Genomic DNA, 19,492 nt, shown 5'->3' on the forward strand with positions numbered 1-19,492 from the left:
CTGTGAAAGAACGAAAAAATCATGTATAATGATACAGATTTGAGAAAGAGCGTGATAAGGATGAAATTACATAAGATACTTGGGGATATTCGTAAAGCGGATCAGGACTATGGCTTAATACAAGATGGTGATCGTATTGGCGTTGGAGTGAGTGGCGGAAAAGACAGCATGGTATTATTAACTGCATTACATATGTATGCAAAATTTTGCGATCGTCGATTCGAAGTTGTCGGTATCCATATTAAACTCGGCTTTCCTAACATGGATTTTCAAGAGGTGACACAATTTTGTGAGCGCCTTGGTATTGAATTTCATCAGATTGATTCCAAGGTTTATGAAATATTAAAACGTAATTTAGATAAAAATGGTCGTATCCGCTGCAGTTTATGCTCCAAGTTCAAAAAAGCTACCGTTAACCAAGCCGCAAAAGATCTACATTGTAATAAAGTTGCCTTTGGTCATCACAGTGATGATGCTATAGAAACCTTATTAATGAATGCAATTCATGGCGGTAAACTAGCCACCTTCTTGCCTAAAATGCATTTATCAAATGATGATATCACCTTTATCCGTCCGCTGATCTATGCGCATGAAAATGATATTTTGAATGCCCAAATGTTAAACGATATTCCCTTTGTAAAAAGTACCTGCCCCAATGATGGTTACACGGAACGTCAGGCGATGAAAGATATGTTAAATCATTTTTATGAACAATACCCGATGGCTAAGAAAAATTTTATCCGTATGCTGTATAATGAAGAGCAGTTATGTTTATGGAAACGCGAAGATGATCACAAACGCATAAAAGAAGAAGCCCGCAAACCAATCGTATTACTGCAAGAGCAGGATAACACCCTATTACAACGAGGCCATAAAACTTTTCTCTGTTATCATCCCCAAGAAAACCCAGCGATGCTGCGCAAGCTGAAAATTAGCGATGATGAAAAAGAAGCATTGCTGCATCATACAACAACCTTCCAAGAAATTATTGCCAAATATGCAAAATAAAAGACGATCACGCATTGTCCTGGAGAATTTCACAGAACCTTTGCTAATCGTCTTTTTATATATACTATAATGTTACTTGCCCTACGCAAAACAATCTTACATATTTTGATAACTTATACCGTTTCACTTTCTAAGAAATAAGTAGCCTCCATATCCGCAGTGCTTAAAGCAAACGACAAAGGGAAATGTTCAAAGGAGTAACCTACACCACGTGCATCATCATTTCCACTAAATCCCATATGATAACGAATGGCAAAGGCTTCTTCCCTGCTTAATCGCATAAAACCTGTAATGATATATACACTTTTTTCACCGTGTCCATACGGCAGCTGATCATCAAATTCATAATATGGAACTTGTGTCCATGCTCCATTTACTTTAACATTCCGTGTACTTTCTTTATAACAATTCACTTTGCAGATATCATGCAATAATGCAACAATTGCAATTGTCTCTTCATTATACTCCATGTGATAGACTTCTTTACTGCGTGATCTAGCTAAGTAATCTTTTAAGCAATCATATACATTCAAGCAATGTTCAACTAATCCTTGCGCATGAGAGCCATGAAATCTAGTGCTGGCAGGAGCTGTAAAAAAATCACTATGATGTAATAAATACTCTAATAGCTTATCACTTCCGTCACGATGAATATGTTCTTGATATAAGCTTATAAAACGTTCTTTTGCATCCATAATTATCTTCTCCTTTATTCTTACAATTAGTATAGCATGAAATAAAGCGAAAAGAAAAACAGATGATTGCTCATCTGTCAATTTCTCATATACGTCCGAAGGGAGAAATCTTTCCCTGTATATACAGGTGGGTGATCTGCGTTAGACATTAGGATCCCTGCACGTAGCAGGTATTCAACACCATCTAACAACATCCGATCTCCCTTATCTCTAAGCGTAGGAAAAATTTATACCCTCCGGACACATATAGTATAGCAGATAACTTTTGAAATAATACTCTTGACTTTATTTTTTTAGGCGTTCCATTAAATTGGATACTTTAGAATCCTCTTTAACGCTTCTAATCACATCATATACAATAGTTTACCAAAGTATATTTCATAATGATAAGAATGATACTATCCGAAACAGCCATAATAGCCTTGAGGTGATACCATGGCTGTTGCACATAAAGGAGCTATATCTTTTGGACTTGTTCATATCCCAATACAACTGTATCGAACAACACAGGATACAGCTATATCCTTTAATCAACTTTGTAAAGATACCCATGAACGCGTAAAATATAAAAAATATTGTCCTAATTGTGACAAAGAATTAAAAAGTGAAGATATTGTAAAAGGCTATCAATATGAAAAGGATAAATATGTCATCATGACAAATGATGAGATTGAAAAGTTAAAAGTTGAAAAAGATCGTACGATCCAGATTCAACATTTCACTTCTTTAGCCAATATCAATGATTTATATTATGAAAAGAATTATTATGCTGTTCCTGAGAAACATGCCGAAAAAGCATATGAATTGCTGCGTAAAGCCATGCAGGAAGAAAATGTTGTTGCAGTTGCCAAAACGGTTATTGGCACTAAAGAAACGCTGCTAGCTCTTTGCCCAAGCGATGAAGAAATTATCGTCAAGACCCTTTTCTATGAAGAAGAATTAGTTGAGAATCCCAAAACCATTTTGCACCCGGATATTGATAAAGCTGAGTTGAACATGGCAAAACAATTGATAACATCCATGAGCAAACCATTTGAACCAGAAACGTATCATGATGAATTTCAAGAGCGCTTACGCAATGCAATTGAAGAAAAGATTGATGGTCATCAAATACTACACAGCAGCGATCGTAAGGAAGATCATAAAACTCCAATTGATCTTATGGAAGCTTTAAAGCAATCCATTGAAGCCACGAAGCCGAAAACCAAGCGAAAACGGGTGCGTCACTAATGCATTTTCCCTTATACGATCCCATGTTAATCGGAACAGAACAGCCTCCATTTGACGATGATGCATATATTTACGAGATTAAAATGGATGGTGTTCGTTGTTTAGCTTATCTTTATAAAGATCATGTAGAACTTATCAATAAACGTCATCTAAAATTAAATTCTAAGTTTCCTGAACTAAAAAGTTTATATAAACAAGCAAAGAAGCCTTGTGTGATCGATGGAGAATTGCATGTTTTTCAAGATGGAAAAAGTGATTTTTTCGCCATTCAAAGAAGAACTCTTACAAGTGATCCTTTTCGTATACGTCAACATAGTAAAAAGTTTCCTGCTGTCTTCACTGCTTTTGATATTTTAAATCTTGATGGTGAAGATCTTTGTCAAAAGCCTTTGATGGAACGAAAAAAATTGCTTGAAAAGAACATTAAAGAATCCCCTATCTGTAATATCTCTCGTTACATCGAACAAGAAGGAAAAGCTTTGTTTGCTTTAACGAAGCAACAACAACTGGAAGGTATCGTCGCAAAGCGTAAAGAAAGTCTGTATCAACCAGGCAAGCGCACAAAAGAATGGATCAAATGCAAACATCTATTGGAAGCCGATTTTGCTGTTGTTGGTTATATTCCCAAAGAACATGCCATGCTCTCCTTAGTGCTAGCTGCTTATGATAACCAAAAACTGCAATATTGTGGGCATGTTACCATGGGTGTATCCAAAGATTATTTATTTGCCCATATCAAAGACACGATTCCTTGCCCTTTTTCTGTCCTGCCAGATGGCAATGAGGATGCCACTTGGATATCGCCGTTTTTATGCGGTACCGTGAAATTTATGGAATACACACAAAGCGGTGGTATGCGTCAGCCAGTATTTAAAGGCTTTCGTGAGGATAAGCAACCTATTGAATGTCTAATGCATCAGTTACAAGAACACTAACTTATAACGCCGTTCCCCTCTTTGGTCGGTAAAAGGCATCCATCGCTACGTTTTCTAATGTAAGAAGCTGTATTTTCTTATCTAATCCCCCACCATATCCTGTAAGATTTCCTTTTGCGCCTACGACGCGATGACAAGGAATAATGATAGATATTGGATTATGACCAACCGCATAGCCAACCGCTTGGGCTGACATTTTCGCTTTTCCTTGTTCTGCTGCAATTTGCTTTGCTATATCTCCATACGTTATGGTTTGTCCATAGGGAATGGTTTTTAAAATTTCCCACACCCGTAAGCAAAAAGCACTTCCACTCAATCGCATAGGTACATCAATTTTAGGATTTTGACCTTTAAAATAAGCATTTAACCACCTACGTGTCTTATGAAAAACGGGCAGTTCTTCATGGAATTGCTCTTTTTCTATTTCACATAACTCGCTAAATCTTGAAGTAGTAAACCATAAACCTGTTAAATTTTCTCCATCACTCGTTAGAATAATTCTTCCAATGGCAGATTCATAAAAACACTTATATTCCATAAACAATCCTCCATCTGCTTTTCTATTTCACTATAACACAGGATAACACAGGTGCATATAACAAAAAACTTAATTGTTTAGTAAACATTTTCTAAGTGTTAAGATTTTCCATTATCTTGATTCTTCTAGATCAATAACTTCATCAGCGCATTGTATGATATCTTTATCATGAGATACAATAATGATCATACGATCACTCTTCTTCATCATAAGAAAATCGATTACTTTCTTTTTCGCGTCAGCATCTAAAAAAGACTCAGGTTCATCTAATAAATAAAGTGAAACATCTTTAACAAAAGCTCTATTTAAAACAATTTTACGCTTTTCTCCTTGGGAGATGTTATCTTCATGAATATCGCGGTTGTTAAGACTATCTAAACGAAAGAGCATCGCAGTATTTCGTGACTGTCCAAAATTGATGTTATTCAATACGGTGTCCTGTATAACATACGGCTGTTGAAGTGCATAGGAGATACAATTTTTCGATAATGATATACTTGCAGTTCTGAAAAAGGAATATCATTGATTAGAAAAGCCTCTGCTTCATATGCTTGAAAGCCACTCAATACATCTAAAAGAGAACTTTTACCGGCACCGTTTGCTCCTTTGATTACATAGCTATTTCCTTGCTTAAATTTACAAGTCAGATGTTTTACAATCTTTTTATCGCCATAGAATATGGTTAAATTTTTTATGATAATATCATGAATGCTATCTAAGATAATACCTTCCTCAGACTCCTCTTCTAAATCCATAAGAGTATCTAAGCGCGTTATTGCAATATGCATTTCCTGCTTTTTCGAGCCGAAATTTAAAATTGAAGATATATACGTAACCAACATATTGAAAAAATTAAATGCCACAACAAATTCACCAACGGTGATTTCGCCGACTTGTATTCGCTTTAATGAAAGATAGATGATTAAAATTAAGGATAAGCTGGATATCATGGAACATATGAAATTATAAGCGGATGAAACATTCAAACTATGTTTCATTGCTTTTTCACATGTCGTATAAATTGCATGTATATCTTTTTTTACATTAGTATAAAGATGTTCTAATCGCACAAGTTTCCCCCGCCCCATCCACATCACTTCACGTGAGAAAGACGCCGTTTGTGCATCCTTCTCAGCTTTGCGGATGCGAAACATCTTCTGATAACTAATCATGTATATACCAATATTTAAAATTGCAAGCAGTAGTACCAAAAGACAAATTTGCCAATCTACAAAAAACAGAATACCCGTAATCAAAAATGCTAAAACAGCGTCAATATATACTTGTAGCTTATCTTCCATCACGTAGTTAGCACAAGTTAAAGTATCCGTATCTATCTTCTCGCAGATGGCACTAACAGATTCTGTTAGAGAACTCAGTTTTACCCGAAACAAATGTTCATAGATAAGCTCTTTTAGCTTGTGTTGATAAGAAAACTGTAAGTGGCTTGAGATATATGCTTGTAGGGTAGAAAGTGCAGTGATCGCAATGATTAGGATACACACAAAGACTAATACTTGTAATACCCATGAGAACTTCATAGATGTCAAACCATCAACAATAATCCCCATTACATAAGATATTAACACATTCTGCGATTGCACAATAATAGAGATAAATAAGAGGAAAATGAGTTTTTCGCGTATACCTTTTGTTAAAGAGGTAATTAACTTTTTTATTACTGATTCTGTATGCATGATAATCTCCGCCTTTTTTCTTATTTAAAACTATAACAGAAAAGTCATTAAATGCAACTGAATGTGTGTTTTTTTGTTTGAGTAATTACCCTAATCTAGTTTAAGTAAAGCTAACAAACATTCAAAAAACTTTAACGATTTAACCAGTATTAATAGAAGCTATTGCATACTATAATAACGGAAAGTACTGCATAAAGAAAAGGATTGCGTCTATTTGCATATAGACAACAATCCTTATGAAATACAGTTTCATGTAATGTGTCCTACTTTTTAAGGTCACTACACACGATTTTATCCATGTTGTTTGTTCCTTATATAAGTTAAAACTACCTAATCCGCTTCTATTACTCTTTTTCAGTAATGGTAATATGCAACTCCTGCAACTGTTCTTCATCGACTGGTGTAGGTGCATCACTCATTGGACATTTTGCGTTTGCATTTTTAGGGAATGCTATAACATCACGGATAGAGTCGCTCTCAGATAAGATCATTGCGATACGATCAAGTCCAAATGCCAATCCACCATGTGGAGGTGTTCCATATTTTAATGCATCAACGAACCATCCAAAGTTCTCTTGAATCTTTTCTTCTGTAAAGCCAAGTACCTCAAACATTTTATCCTGCATAGCTCCATCATAGATTCGTAAAGAACCTCCACCTAATTCATAGCCATTTAACACAACATCATAGGCAATCGCATGGACTTTACCTGGATCGGTATCAATGTATTGCATATCCTCATCACGTGGACGTGTGAATGGATGATGCATTGCATACCAACGTCCATCTTCTTCGCTGTACTCAAACATTGGGAAATCGGTAACCCATAAGTAAGAGAATTCATCTTTTTTCTTTAACCCTAATAGGGATCCAAAATGATTACGTAAAGCACCTAAGACTTCACATGTAATTCTCCATTTATCTGAAACAATCAACACTAAATCATTTTCTTTCAAGGTTAATCGCTCAATCAAAGCATGAATTTCATCTTCAGATAAGAACTTAACGATAGGGCCACTCACTTCACCATTGAGATATTTCAAAGTTACTAAGCCTTTTGCGCCATTCTTTTTCGCAAGTTCGGTAATCTTATCAATCTCTTTACGCGTCATGCTTGCTTTATCAGGGACAACTACCGCTTTGATGCTGCCGGCATTTGCAATACAATCCTGGAATACTTTAAAGCCACAATTAATGAACAGCTCTGTGATATCCTGCAATTCCATGGCAAAGCGGTTATCTGGCTTATCACTACCATAACGATTCATGGCTTCTTCCCATGTTAATCTTGGGAATGGAATGCTGATATCCATGCCTTTTACATCTTTCATCAGCTTTTGCAGCATTTCTTCCATCATCGTCTGAATTTCCACATCGCTTAAAAAACTGGTTTCTAAGTCAACTTGTGTAAAATCTGTTTGACGGTCTGCTCGTAAATCTTCATCACGGAAGCATCTGGCAAACTGATAATAACGTTCAAAGCCTGATACCATCAATAATTGCTTATAGAGCTGCGGAGATTGTGGGAGTGCATAAAAACTTCCCGGATGCACACGACTTGGTACCAAATAATCACGAGCACCTTCTGGTGTACTTCTTCCCAACATTGGTGTTTCAATCTCAATGAAATCTTTGCTATCTAAATATTCACGCATGCTGTGGGTAATCTTATGACGCATCATTAATTTGTTTTGCATGATTGGACGACGTAAATCTAAATAGCGATACTTTAAACGAGTGTCTTCCAAAGCATCTGTATCATCGGCTACGATGATAGGAGTTGTTTCGGCACTATTGATGATGCTGACCTCATTTACTTTAACTTCAATATCTCCAGTTGCAAGTTTTGGATTCTTGTCTTTTCGTTCTAAGACCGTACCACTTACTTGTAAGATATATTCATTTCGCACATCCTTAATTTGCTCAGCCAGTGTTTCATCAAAAACCAGCTGTGTGATTCCTGTACGATCACGTAAATCAATAAAAACCAAGGCTCCGAAGTTACGACGTTTGGCTACCCAGCCCAGCAAAGTAACTTCTTTTCCAGTATCACTTAAACGTAGTTCTCCATTTGTATGTGTTCTCTCCATATGCGATTTCCTTCCTATTCTTCTTCATTAATTTCACCACAGCCAACATTGCCAAAGATACGATCCATCGTTGGGATCAATTCCTCCATTGGGACTGTATACTGCTGTTGCGTTTTTACATCTTTGATATTCACGGTACCATTAGCTACTTCACTATCCCCGATTAGAATTGCACATCGTGCATGTTTGCGATCGACGGTTTTAAACTGTGCTTTAAAGCTTCTACCTAAGTAATCTGTATCTGTGCGATAGCCATTTGCTCGCAATTCGGTCGTAATTGCCAATACTTCCTTATGTACGCTATCTGCTAAACAAAGGACATACGCATCTAATCCATCTTCCTCATCAAGAGTAATGCCTTCTGCCTCACAAGCAATGATCAAACGTTCCAATCCCATTGCCCAGCCAATGCCACTCATTCCTTCCGGACCACCGAAATATTCTACCAAGCCATCATAACGGCCACCGGCAAATACCGTAGATTGGGCGCCCATTTCCTTATTAACGGAGACAACTTCAAATACTGTATGTGTATAATAATCCAAGCCACGAACCAAACGATCATCCACTTCATAAGGAATACCTAAAGCATCTAAGCCTTCTAAGACTTCCTTGAAATATTGTTTGCTGGCATCATTTAGATAATCTTCCATCTTAGGTGCTGTCTTCATAATATCTTTATCATGATCCACCTTGCAATCTAAGATACGTAAAGGATTTTGTTCATAACGACGCTTACAATCCGCACACATAGTATCAATATCGTTTTTAAAGTGTTCCTTTAATGCGGCGCGATATGCAGCACGGGATTCATCATCACCTAAAGTGTTGATCAACACTTTCATATCCTTTAATCCTAATGCGGATACAAAGCTCCAACCTAAAGCAATCGTTTCAACATCCAACATCGGACTTTTTGCGCCAATCACTTCTACACCAAATTGATGAAAGATACGCATTCTTCCCTTTTGTGGACGTTCATGACGACACTGTGGACCTACATAGTACATCTTTACTGGTAGATCCGCATTGCCAAACATCTTATGTTCCACAAAGGCTCTGGCTACACCTGCTGTTCCTTCAGGGCGCAGGGTCAATGAGGTTGCACTGTTTTCCAGCTGGAAGGTATACATTTCCTTATTCACCATATCACTGGAATCATTGCCTCGTTTAAAGACATTTGTATGTTCAAAAATTGGGGTACGAATTTCATCGTAGTTATACACATAGCAGAATTGACGAATCATATCTTCCAGCTTGTGCCATTTGCTAATATCCTTAGGCAGGATATCCTGTGTTCCTCTTGGTACCTGATAACGCATAGTCATTCCTCCATTCATTTATCATCTTCATAAGCATAAAAAAACGCCCTCACAAAGGACGTATTCCACGCGGTGCCACCTTTTTTCATCTCGAATTGAAATGCTGCTTAACACCTTAACGCGGTCATACGATTATCCATTTCCTGATAATTCCTCCAAAGTGTCCCTTAACATAAATGCATCGCAAAGACTCTCAGCTAATGTCTTTTTCTCTGTAACTTACTTTATGATAAGCCTCTTTTTCATCGGATTACTTATAGTTTACCCATCTTAGCGAAGTTTGTCAATTAGAAGTAAAACAAAAAAACGATTTCTTTAAGAGAATAAATGATTTTTCTTATCTATCTGAACAAACAAAACAACAATGGCTACATATGATAAAAGCGATACTCAGGTTGGTCATACCATAAAGTATCGCTTATCGCTATTTCTTATTCAACAGGATCATTAATGTTACGAACATTGTGATATACCTGCTGTACATCATCAACATCATCCAGTAACGTTACCAATCGCTGGAACAGTTTCAAATCTTCACCTTCCAGTTCAACATACTCATTAGGCAACATCGTATCTTCCATGATATCAAAGTTTACATCAGGAATCAGTTCGGCAATTGCATCCTGAGCTTTATTTAAGTCTGTAGGCTCTACCGTAATTGTCATTTGCCCATCTTCTACTTCAATATCTTTTAAATCAACTTCCGCCATGATCAAAGCATCCATCATTGCCTCTTCATCTTCATAAGCAATGGAAATCAATCCAACATGCTCATAATTGAAAGATACACAGCCACTCACACCTAATTTCGCATGTGATTTATTAAAGCATGCACGTAAATCGGCAATCGTACGATTTGCATTATCTGTTAAGCAGTCAATAATGATGGTTGCAGCTCCACCAGAGCCGAATCCTTCATATGTAGCAGGTGCATAGTTTTCATTGGTACCACCTTTTGCTTTGTCAATGGCACGCTTAATAACATCAGCAGGAACCTGATTTGCTTTTGCACGTTCAATTACTTTTTTTAATGCAGCATTCATTTCCGGATCAGGCACACCTGATTTTGCTGCTACTAAAATTTCTTTACCATAACGAGAATATTTCTTTGCTTTTGCTGCAGCCGTCTTAGCCATGGAAGCGGCGCGCACTTCAAAATGTCTACCCATTTTTATCACCTTCCAAATTTCCTCATATAGTATAGCATACATATGCTTTTTAACGCAAGAAAATCCTGATCGACGCATGAAACAAGCCTTTGTTGCGTATCACGCTTTGCTTGCTTGTAAGCATTTTCCATCAAAACCATTTCGTGTAATACGATTCATAGCGATTAGCTAAACCCGAAAATTAGTGTTATTACAGTTCAACAAGTGCCAAATAAAAGTCTTCCTAGAACCATGTTGATGTTACGTAAATCAATTAGCGTACGATGATTCATCATTCAAAAGGCTTTTGATAAAAATTACCAAAAAATTGTTCTGTACGCATAACATTAACTATAATTCGTTCATCAGTTTGTTTAAGTAATTCAATGATATCAGCAACTTCGTACGTAGAGACAACAGTATGTAGGATATAAATCTTTTTGTGTGAAAAGCCCCCATATCCTTGTACACAGGTAATGCCATGGCGAAAATGATCTACATACGTATCTACAACACTTTCTGCATCACTTGTGAGAATTTCCAAGGTAACACGTTCATAACGGTGGTGGAAAGCATCAATTGTCTTTGTTGAGATAAATTGAAATATAATTGAATATCCGGCATAAATCCAACCAAACATAGAACCAAAGATACATAAGATAGCCGCATTAAAGAGGAACACATAGGACCATATGGATTTGCCTAAACGATTCGACACAAACAAGGCTATAAAATCAGTTCCACCGGTGGAAGCATTGCCTTTTAATGCCAGAGTAGTACCGATTCCATAAAGGAACCCACCAAAAATAACATTTAATACGATATCATGAAACATTGGCTGAAAATTCATCACTTGTAGAAAGAGACTTGTACAGGCAAATTGAATACAAGAGAAGAATGTGAATCTTGCCGAAATACTTTTATAACATAAAAGGGCAACTGGTACATTTAACATGATAATAGCGATTGAGGTAGATATAGAACCACCATATAATGCTGCAATTTTGTCAATTAAGATTGCAACGCCGGTAAATCCACTAGATAACATATTAGCAGGACGAATCATAGATTGAATAACAAAGGTCTGCAGCAAAGCAGACGTGATGACTGCCAACAATGTAATCAGATTACGTATCGCTTTTTTGCGTTTCAGTATAGCAATTTTTTTATTCATCCTATCACCTGCTCTTTAAAGCTTATTTATTATCTTTATTGTAACAGATTTAACGCTTACAAAAAAGCTTAAGATGCTTGTTTCTATGTGACAAGTCGACTTGTCATTTTCTAAGACATCCCCATGGAAAGACTAAAAGCAAGCGATATGTGAACCTCTTCTTCGATAAGGATAGCATAAGCTATTTATATAATGAATCGTTTACATGCAAAAAAAGAAACCATCGGATGACCCATATGGTTTCTCATGAAATTAATTTGCAACGATATTCACAACTTTACCTTTTACAACAATGATCTTACGAATGGTTTTACCTTCTAATTGTGCTTTCACACTCGTTAACTGTAATGCCTCTTCTTTAATAGCATCCTCATTCGCATCCGCTGCAATCTTAAATTTACCACGCAATTTACCATTCACCTGAACGATGATTTCAACTTCACTTTCAATCAATTTACTTTCGTCATATGTCGGCCAAGGTTCATATGCAATAGTTTGTTCTCCATGGAAGACATCCTGCCAGATTTCTTCCCCCATATGTGGAGCAAAACATGCAAACATTTTTAAGAAACCTTTTGCATATTCTTCATAAATAGTATCTGCTTTATAGCATTCATTGATAAAAATCATCATTTGTGAAATCGCTGTATTTAAGTTCAAGGTTTCGACGTCATGTGTTACCTTTTTTACAGTTGCATGATAGACCTTATCTAATTTTCCATCATTCTCTTTTGCTAATTTATTTTGTTCGGTATATAAGCGCCAAACACGTTCCAACCATTTACGAGAACCATCCAATCCGGTCGTACTCCAAGGCAAAGCAGCTTCAAGTGGCCCCATAAACATTTCATATACACGCAGCGCATCAGCACCATGGCTTTCAACGATATCATCTGGATTTACAACATTTCCACGCGATTTTGACATTTTTTCGTTATTTTCTCCTAAGATCATTCCCTGATGGAATAATTTTTGGAAAGGTTCTTTGGTTTTTACAACACCGCAGTCATACAATACTTTGTGCCAGAAGCGTGCATATAATAAGTGTAATACCGCATGTTCAGCACCACCGACATATAAATCTACTGGCAACCAATGTTCTAATAGTTTTTCATCTGCAATTGCTTCATGATTTTTAGGATCAATATAACGTAGATAATACCAACAGCTGCCAGCCCATTGTGGCATCGTATTGGTTTCGCGTTTTCCTTTAACACCATCGATTTCGACATTCAACCAATCTTCGCAATGTGCTAATGGTGATTCGCCATTTGCATTTGGTTTGAAAATCTTAGTTTCTGGTAATTCAAGTGGCAGTTCATCAATATCAACCGTGCGTGTCGTACCATCTTCCATATGGATAATAGGAATTGGCTCTCCCCAGTAACGCTGACGAGAAAACAGCCAATCACGTAATTTATATGTTGTCTTTGCACAACCACAATGATGTTCTTCTAACCATTTGATCATAGTATCAATGGCTTCCTGTTTCCCCATACCATTTAAGAACGCGGAATTCACGTGAACACCATCTTCCGTGAAGGCTTCTTTGCTGATATCTCCGCCTTCTAAAACAGGAATGATTTCGATATTAAATTTCTTAGCAAATTCATAATCACGGGTATCGTGTGCAGGAACAGCCATGATTGCTCCAGTTCCATAACTTGCTAATACATAATCACTAATCCAAATAGGAACTTCTTTTCCATTTACTGGGTTGATCGCATAAGCGCCAGTAAAAACACCTGTTTTCTCTTTGTTTAATTCCGTACGTTCTAAATCAGACTTTGATGCACAAGTCTTCTTATAAGCAGCTATTTGCTCTTTTTGAGCAGCTGTCGTAATTTCATCTACATATGGATGTTCAGGAGCCATAACACAATAAGTAGCGCCAAATAAAGTATCGCAGCGTGTCGTAAATACCGTAAATTCTTTATCTGTATTCTTTATCTTAAAGATAACATTAGCGCCTTGTGATTTACCAATCCAATTGATCTGCATTTCTTTGGTGGATTGTGGCCAATCGCATAACTCCAGATCTTCTAACAGACGCTCTGCATATTCTGTGATTTTTAAGACCCACTGACGCATCGGCTTACGAATGACTGGGTAGCCACCTCGCTCACTCTTTCCGTCAATGACTTCTTCATTAGCTAAAACCGTCCCCAATTCAGGACACCAGTTTACAGGAATCTCATCAACATATGCTAACCCTTTCTTATAAAGCTGCAAGAAAATCCATTGGGTCCATTTATAATAATCGGGATCTGCCGTTGAAATCTCGCGATCCCAATCATAGGAGAAGCCTAAAGACTGAATCTGTTCACGGAAATGATCAACGTTTTTCTTTGTGAATTCAGCAGGATGATTTCCTGTCTGAATAGCAAATTGCTCTGCTGGCAAGCCAAAAGCATCCCATCCCATTGGATGTAATACGTTGTAACCTTGCATGCGTTTCATTCGTGCCAAAATATCGGTAGCGGTATAGCCTTCTGGATGGCCAACATGCAAACCATTTCCACTTGGATATGGAAACATATCCAATACATAAAATTTAGGCTTACTGAAATCATGTGTGTCACAGGCAAAAGTTTTATTCTCTTTCCAGTACGTTTGCCATTTTTTCTCTACTTTCTGGTGTTGATAGTTCATAATCATTCTCCTTTTGTAATAAAAAAACATCCTTAAACATTCTAAGGACGTTGTTCAACGCGGTACCACCTTAGTTCTTTTTTCTTAAGGAAAAAAGCCCTTCATTTCTTCTTAACGCGAAGTAAAACGGATAAGTGTGCTTATCGGCTCCTTAACGAGTTCCCCTGTTCCATACTTCAGCTTTTCACCAACCAGCTGACTCTCTGCATTATTTTCCAAGGTACTACTTTAATTCATCGCCTTTACGAGTATTAGTATACTCAATTCTTCATGTTTTTGTCAATGTTTCACTGACTTTTTTCATCTCACATCATACAAAAAAGAGTAAATAGCCTAAAATGAGAAAAACCGCAAGGGAAAACATAGCTGCTTTTTGAATATCCTCTCCCTCTTTCTTTTGCTTTTGTAAGGATACTATACTAACCAATGCATATAGCAAAAGTGCGATTGTCTTAGCTAACGGCTCAAATGACGGTATGAAAATCGTCACAACAAACAAGACCAATATACATGCGGCCGCTATTAAATTCCATTGTTCTTTATGTCTCATAGGATCACCACCATCAGCATACCATAAACTTAGCGCAACAAGCAATTTTTATATCGGTATATATTATGGATTGCCTTATCTTTCATACGGGCGTTCTTCTCATTTTTAAAAAAGTACGAGCGATTGCCTAAATGGGCAAGCAATGCTATTCATACCTTATTGATGAAGATACGTTAAGAAAAAACGTATCTCATAAAGGAGGAATTGTTTATGTGTAATGGTAACTTCAACAGAGGCTTTAACGATGGTAACTTCTTCAACAAAGGTTGTAACTGTTGCTCTTGTAACAACAACTATGATGATGCATTGTTCCGTGAAGTAGAACGTATTGCTCATCATGCAGCATGCCGCAGAGCAAGAGAAAACCGTTGTGCTCGTCAGTTTGTTAACTGCATGCGTAGTATCGAAGGCGATTTTGGATGTGGCTGCAACAACAATTGGAATAACTGCAATCGCTGGTAGTATTACAGGGAACGTTCTTGTTCCCTTACATAGCTTTTAAAAAGGACGCGCATCACCACGTCCTTCTTAAATAGGTTATCGAAAGGAAATCGATATGAATATGGAAGGTATCTCTTACAATGAAAGGAAGGAATGCAAGAAAACCATTTCCATTTCTATCATAATAGAGCCAATATTATGATATTAGAAATAAGGTACTTATTTCCTGAGATTATAATAACATTTTTCAAAGCTTTTGTAAACCCTTCCAAAAACTTTTGGGCTATACACTTTCTTATGCAATGTCCGTTTTATAATTGTAAAAATCATCTTATCTTATAAAAAAGCAGTGTTGTCACTGCTTTTTTATCATTTCTTATTTTGAATATAGGCATCCATCGCTTTTGCTGCTGTTTTCCCAGCACCCATGGCCAAAATAACCGTAGCAGCACCTGTAACAGCATCTCCTCCCGCAAAGACACCTTCTCTTGTAGTAGCACCATTATCATCGGCAATTAAACAGCCTTTGCGATTTGTTTCCAATCCTTCCGTAGTGGAACGAATTAAAGGATTTGGTGAAGTTCCGATAGCCATGATCATACAATCCACATCCAAAACAAAATTACTATCCTTTATTTCTACAGGGCGTCTACGACCGCTTTCATCTGGTTCACCTAATTCCATAGATACACATTCCATACCTTTGACCCAGCCGTTTTCATCACCAAGTACACGTACAGGATTAGTTAACAATCTAAAGATGATTCCTTCTTCTTGTGCATGTTCAACTTCTTCTTTACGGGCAGGAAGTTCTTCCATGCTACGACGATATACGATGGTAACTTCTTCAACTCCCAGACGTTTTGCGCAACGAGCTGCATCCATTGCCACATTACCGCCGCCGACGATAACTGCACGTTTTGGATGCTGAATTGGTGTATCAACACCTTCTTTATAAGCTTTCATTAGATTGCAGCGAGTTAAGAACTCATTTGCTGAATATACACCTTTCAGATTTTCACCTGGCATATTCATAAAGTTAGGCAAACCAGCACCGCTGCCAATAAATACCGACTCATAACCGGCTTCAAACAAATCATCCACCGATTCACTGCGCCCAATGACCATGTTTGTTTCAATATCTACGCCCATCTGCTTTAAACCATCAATTTCATTTTGTACGATTGCTTTTGGCAGACGGAATTCAGGAATACCATACATTAACACACCGCCGGCTACATGCAATGCCTCAAAAACGGATACTTGATAACCCAATTTTGCCAAATCTCCGGCACAAGTCAAGCCTGCAGGGCCAGCACCAACAACAGCAACCTTATGTCCATTGCTGGTAGGTTTTACCGCCTCATCCTTTACATGTTCGCGATGCCAATCAGCTACAAAACGCTCTAAACGTCCAATTGCTACTGCTTCACCCTTTACACCACGAACACACTTGCTTTCACACTGTGTTTCCTGTGGACAAACACGTCCGCAGACAGCAGGTAAAGAACTTGTCTGGCGGATGATCTGATACGCTTTTTCAAATTCTCCATTTTTTACTTCTTCAATGAAATCAGGAATATTGACAGCTACCGGACATCCGCTAATACATGGTTTCGTAGGACAATGCAGGCAGCGTTGTGCTTCCTCCATCGCCATTTCTTTCGTATAACCAAGGGCTACTTCATCAAAATTATTTCTTCTGACATTCCCATCCTGTGTAGGCATAGGTACTTTTGTCATTGCCATATTTGCCATATTATGCAACCCCCTTCCTCAATAGATTGCAGGCTTCTTCACGTTCTCTAGCCTCAAATTCACGATAGGTAGCACCACGTGACATCGCCTCATCGAAATCAACTTCATGACCATCAAAATCCGGACCATCTACACAAGCAAATTTGGTTTTACCACCTACACTCAGACGGCAACCACCACACATGCCTGTACCATCGATCATGATCGGATTCATGCTGACAATCGTTTTGATGTTATATTTCTTTGTTAATTCGCAAACAAATTTCATCATAATCAGTGGTCCAATTGCAATGACTTCATCAAAGGTTTCTCCCTGATTGATCAAATCTTGCAATACATTGGTAACCAGACCTTTTGTACCGGTACTGCCATCATCACTTACCAAATAAGCATGATTGCTCACCTGTTTGAATTCATCCTCCAGAATGACAAGATCTTTATTTCTAAATCCGGTAATTACCGTCACATCAGCTCCGTTTTCATGTAAAGCCTTCGCTGTTGGATACGCGATTGCACAGCCAACGCCTCCACCAATGACACAAACTTTTTTTAAGCCATCCACATGAGATGGTTTTCCTAATGGACCAACAAAATCTAAAATGCTATCTCCTTCATTCAATTCATTCAACAGCATAGTTGTTTTTCCAACAATCTGAAAAATAATTGTAATTGTTCCCTTTACACGGTCATAATCCGCAATAGTCAAAGGAATACGTTCCCCATTTTCATGCACACGCAAAATGATAAATTGACCAGCCAACGCTTTTTTAGCAACAGCTGGAGCTGCAACCACCATTTTGGTTACGGTTGGGTTCAGGTTCTCTTTCTCTACGATCTTATACATAGCTTCTCCTTCCTGAAACTTTTTCATTTATTTCTGAAAAAAGTTCCAACACACCTTTTATTTTACCCTTTTTCGTTTTAATGTGCAACAGTAAAATCATAGAAAAAGAAAGGAAAAGTGGCTTTACTCTTCCTTTAAACTCTTATGCAGCATTTCAACCATATTCTTTAAATCCTTTGCGGCAACTTGTCCTGGTGCACTGGCTTTTGTTGCGGCGCCAAAGGTCATTGCAGAACCAAAGACCTCTCCACATATGCGTGAGACGATACCATCCTTCGCCATCGACATGGTGATAATTGGACGATCCGCAAATTGTTCATACATGATATTTGTTGCAGATAACAGTGTTATAACATCCACTTTACTCTGTGGCATAACGGCCATTTTCGAAATATCCGCATCGCGTTCCTGCATTGTTTTTAGCCGTGCAACAATCTCGTCACAGCTTGGTGTTTTCACGAAATCATGATTACTCATCACGATTGCCACTTGATGGTTATGAGCATCTTTAACAATGGTTTTAACTTCTTCTTCCCCAAAAAACAATTCTACATCAATCAGATCCGCATCCTTACTCATGATAATATCATGATACAATGCTACATAATCTTCTTTCTGTATCGCTTTTTCGCCACCTTCCTGTTTTGTACGAAAGGTCGCTAATATCACCATATCGCCTAATGCTTCACGCAATGTATGCAGCATAGCACATGCCTTTGAATGATCCATAATATCATCAAACCAATCCATACGCCATTCTACTACATCAACATCTAATTGTTTCAATTCATCTACTTCTGATAACAGTTCTTCTTTATTTTTACCAAGAATCGGAACACAAATCTTTGGCCGTCCTTCTCCGATTACTGTCTTTCTGACCTTTACCGTTTTCATTTTTTCCTCCTATTGCATATGCTTTAAATGCCTCTAGATTATCATCTCATGAATGGAATACTTTTTAGTCCTTTATGCTTTGAATGCTTTTTATTATACCAAGAATTTCTTTATTTTGCTATTCTTTAGGTTATTTAACAATGAAACAACACCTACACACATTATGGCAATTTACCCAATAACCGTTATTGAACATTCATCATGAAGATAGATACCATCTCCTTCATGCCTGTAAGCGATATGATCGTGTAGTTAAAGAAAAATGATATAATCCTAACAATGTCGGTAATTGTATCTATGATCCTAAGACTACATCGTTTCTTATTGGCGTACCAACGGTAGGATCACTCCTTTTATATAACATTGCGCATCTCACAACAACAGGCCAATCGCATGCACACAGCCATTAATCTTTTTTCATTATTTTTCATACATCATGCAAATTCATGAAAATAATTATTGCATTTTTTGCAGAAACATTGTATTCTATAAGCAATAGGAGTGATACTCATGCAT

At 37.4% G+C, this 19,492-nt stretch carries 17 protein-coding genes, 1 other RNA gene and 2 other annotated features; of the genes, 4 read left to right on the top strand and 14 right to left on the bottom strand.

Annotated elements, in window-relative coordinates; translation table 11 throughout:
• Positions 1–60 precede the first annotated feature (60 nt).
• On the top strand, positions 61–1,008 hold the full coding sequence (locus tag EDD61_RS00915) for a tRNA lysidine(34) synthetase (protein WP_132223320.1): 948 nt from the start codon (positions 61–63) through the stop codon (positions 1,006–1,008).
• Between the two features lie 113 nt (positions 1,009–1,121).
• Here EDD61_RS00915 and EDD61_RS00920 read toward each other — a convergent pair whose 3' ends face one another.
• Together EDD61_RS00920 and ssrS are read right to left on the bottom strand one after the other, a co-directional pair.
• Positions 1,122–1,703, bottom strand: a complete 582-nt coding sequence (locus EDD61_RS00920; protein ID WP_008688530.1) for an HD domain-containing protein — start codon at positions 1,701–1,703, stop codon at positions 1,122–1,124.
• Positions 1,704–1,782: 79 nt separating this feature from the next.
• Positions 1,783–1,957: non-coding RNA, 6S RNA (gene ssrS / locus EDD61_RS00925), on the bottom strand.
• Between the two features lie 181 nt (positions 1,958–2,138).
• Between ssrS and ku the strand changes: the two genes are divergently transcribed.
• Positions 2,139–2,933 carry a non-homologous end joining protein Ku gene (gene ku / locus EDD61_RS00930; RefSeq protein WP_008688532.1) on the top strand — a complete coding sequence of 265 codons (795 nt, stop codon included), beginning with the start codon at positions 2,139–2,141 and terminating at the stop codon, positions 2,931–2,933.
• A complete protein-coding gene (gene ligD / locus EDD61_RS00935) occupies positions 2,933–3,868 on the top strand; it encodes a non-homologous end-joining DNA ligase (protein ID WP_132223323.1) in 936 nt (311 codons plus the stop codon). The genes ku and ligD overlap by 1 nt, the downstream gene beginning before the upstream one ends.
• A 1-nt stretch (position 3,869) precedes the next feature.
• Here ligD and EDD61_RS00940 read toward each other — a convergent pair whose 3' ends face one another.
• The 9 genes from EDD61_RS00940 to EDD61_RS00975 form a co-directional block, all read right to left on the bottom strand.
• Positions 3,870–4,406, bottom strand: coding sequence for a methylated-DNA--[protein]-cysteine S-methyltransferase (locus tag EDD61_RS00940; protein WP_132223326.1), 537 nt, complete (start codon positions 4,404–4,406; stop codon positions 3,870–3,872).
• A 111-nt stretch (positions 4,407–4,517) separates the two neighbouring features.
• Positions 4,518–4,835 carry an ATP-binding cassette domain-containing protein gene (locus EDD61_RS13875; protein ID WP_341539315.1) on the bottom strand — a complete coding sequence of 106 codons (318 nt, stop codon included), beginning with the start codon at positions 4,833–4,835 and terminating at the stop codon, positions 4,518–4,520.
• The gene (locus EDD61_RS00945) at positions 4,832–6,103 is read right to left on the bottom strand and encodes an ABC transporter transmembrane domain-containing protein (RefSeq protein WP_207900921.1); all 1,272 of its coding nucleotides are present in this window, start codon (positions 6,101–6,103) and stop codon (positions 4,832–4,834) included. Before EDD61_RS00945 ends, EDD61_RS13875 begins: the two co-directional genes overlap by 4 nt.
• A 344-nt stretch (positions 6,104–6,447) precedes the next feature.
• Positions 6,448–8,193, bottom strand: a complete 1,746-nt coding sequence (gene aspS / locus EDD61_RS00950) for an aspartate--tRNA ligase (RefSeq protein WP_008688537.1) — start codon at positions 8,191–8,193, stop codon at positions 6,448–6,450.
• Positions 8,194–8,207: 14 nt separating this feature from the next.
• Complete coding sequence (gene hisS, locus EDD61_RS00955) at positions 8,208–9,515, bottom strand: histidine--tRNA ligase (protein WP_008688538.1); 1,308 nt, start codon at positions 9,513–9,515, stop codon at positions 8,208–8,210.
• A 51-nt stretch (positions 9,516–9,566) separates the two neighbouring features.
• Positions 9,567–9,770: a binding site (T-box leader), on the bottom strand.
• A 176-nt stretch (positions 9,771–9,946) separates the two neighbouring features.
• On the bottom strand, positions 9,947–10,684 hold the full coding sequence (locus tag EDD61_RS00960) for a YebC/PmpR family DNA-binding transcriptional regulator (protein ID WP_040013756.1): 738 nt from the start codon (positions 10,682–10,684) through the stop codon (positions 9,947–9,949).
• Between the two features lie 271 nt (positions 10,685–10,955).
• A complete protein-coding gene (locus tag EDD61_RS00965) occupies positions 10,956–11,837 on the bottom strand; it encodes a YitT family protein (RefSeq protein ID WP_008688540.1) in 882 nt (293 codons plus the stop codon).
• A 252-nt stretch (positions 11,838–12,089) separates the two neighbouring features.
• Complete coding sequence (gene leuS / locus EDD61_RS00970; RefSeq protein ID WP_132223329.1) at positions 12,090–14,489, bottom strand: leucine--tRNA ligase; 2,400 nt, start codon at positions 14,487–14,489, stop codon at positions 12,090–12,092.
• 40 nt (positions 14,490–14,529) lie between these two features.
• Positions 14,530–14,735, bottom strand: a binding site (T-box leader).
• Positions 14,736–14,799: 64 nt separating this feature from the next.
• Positions 14,800–15,039, bottom strand: coding sequence for a hypothetical protein (locus EDD61_RS00975; protein ID WP_020990780.1), 240 nt, complete (start codon positions 15,037–15,039; stop codon positions 14,800–14,802).
• 210 nt (positions 15,040–15,249) lie between these two features.
• Between EDD61_RS00975 and EDD61_RS00980 the strand changes: the two genes are divergently transcribed.
• Positions 15,250–15,501 (top strand): hypothetical protein, encoded by a 252-nt coding sequence (locus EDD61_RS00980; RefSeq protein ID WP_008688543.1) that lies wholly within the window; start codon positions 15,250–15,252, stop codon positions 15,499–15,501.
• Positions 15,502–15,849: 348 nt separating this feature from the next.
• On the opposite strand, the gene gltA is transcribed toward EDD61_RS00980, so the two are convergent.
• From gltA to aroD, 3 genes are all read right to left on the bottom strand, one after another.
• Complete coding sequence (gene gltA, locus EDD61_RS00985; RefSeq protein WP_132223332.1) at positions 15,850–17,238, bottom strand: NADPH-dependent glutamate synthase; 1,389 nt, start codon at positions 17,236–17,238, stop codon at positions 15,850–15,852.
• A 1-nt stretch (position 17,239) separates the two neighbouring features.
• Positions 17,240–18,082: a sulfide/dihydroorotate dehydrogenase-like FAD/NAD-binding protein gene (locus EDD61_RS00990; protein ID WP_132223335.1), complete on the bottom strand. Its 843-nt coding sequence runs from the start codon at positions 18,080–18,082 to the stop codon at positions 17,240–17,242.
• A gap of 123 nt (positions 18,083–18,205) precedes the next feature.
• A complete protein-coding gene (aroD, locus tag EDD61_RS00995; RefSeq protein ID WP_132223338.1) occupies positions 18,206–18,976 on the bottom strand; it encodes a type I 3-dehydroquinate dehydratase in 771 nt (256 codons plus the stop codon).
• Positions 18,977–19,492: the final 516 nt, after the last annotated feature.

The sequence above is a fragment of the Longicatena caecimuris genome, from assembly GCF_004341945.1.
Classification (GTDB): domain Bacteria; phylum Bacillota_I; class Bacilli_A; order Erysipelotrichales; family Erysipelotrichaceae; genus Longicatena; species Longicatena caecimuris.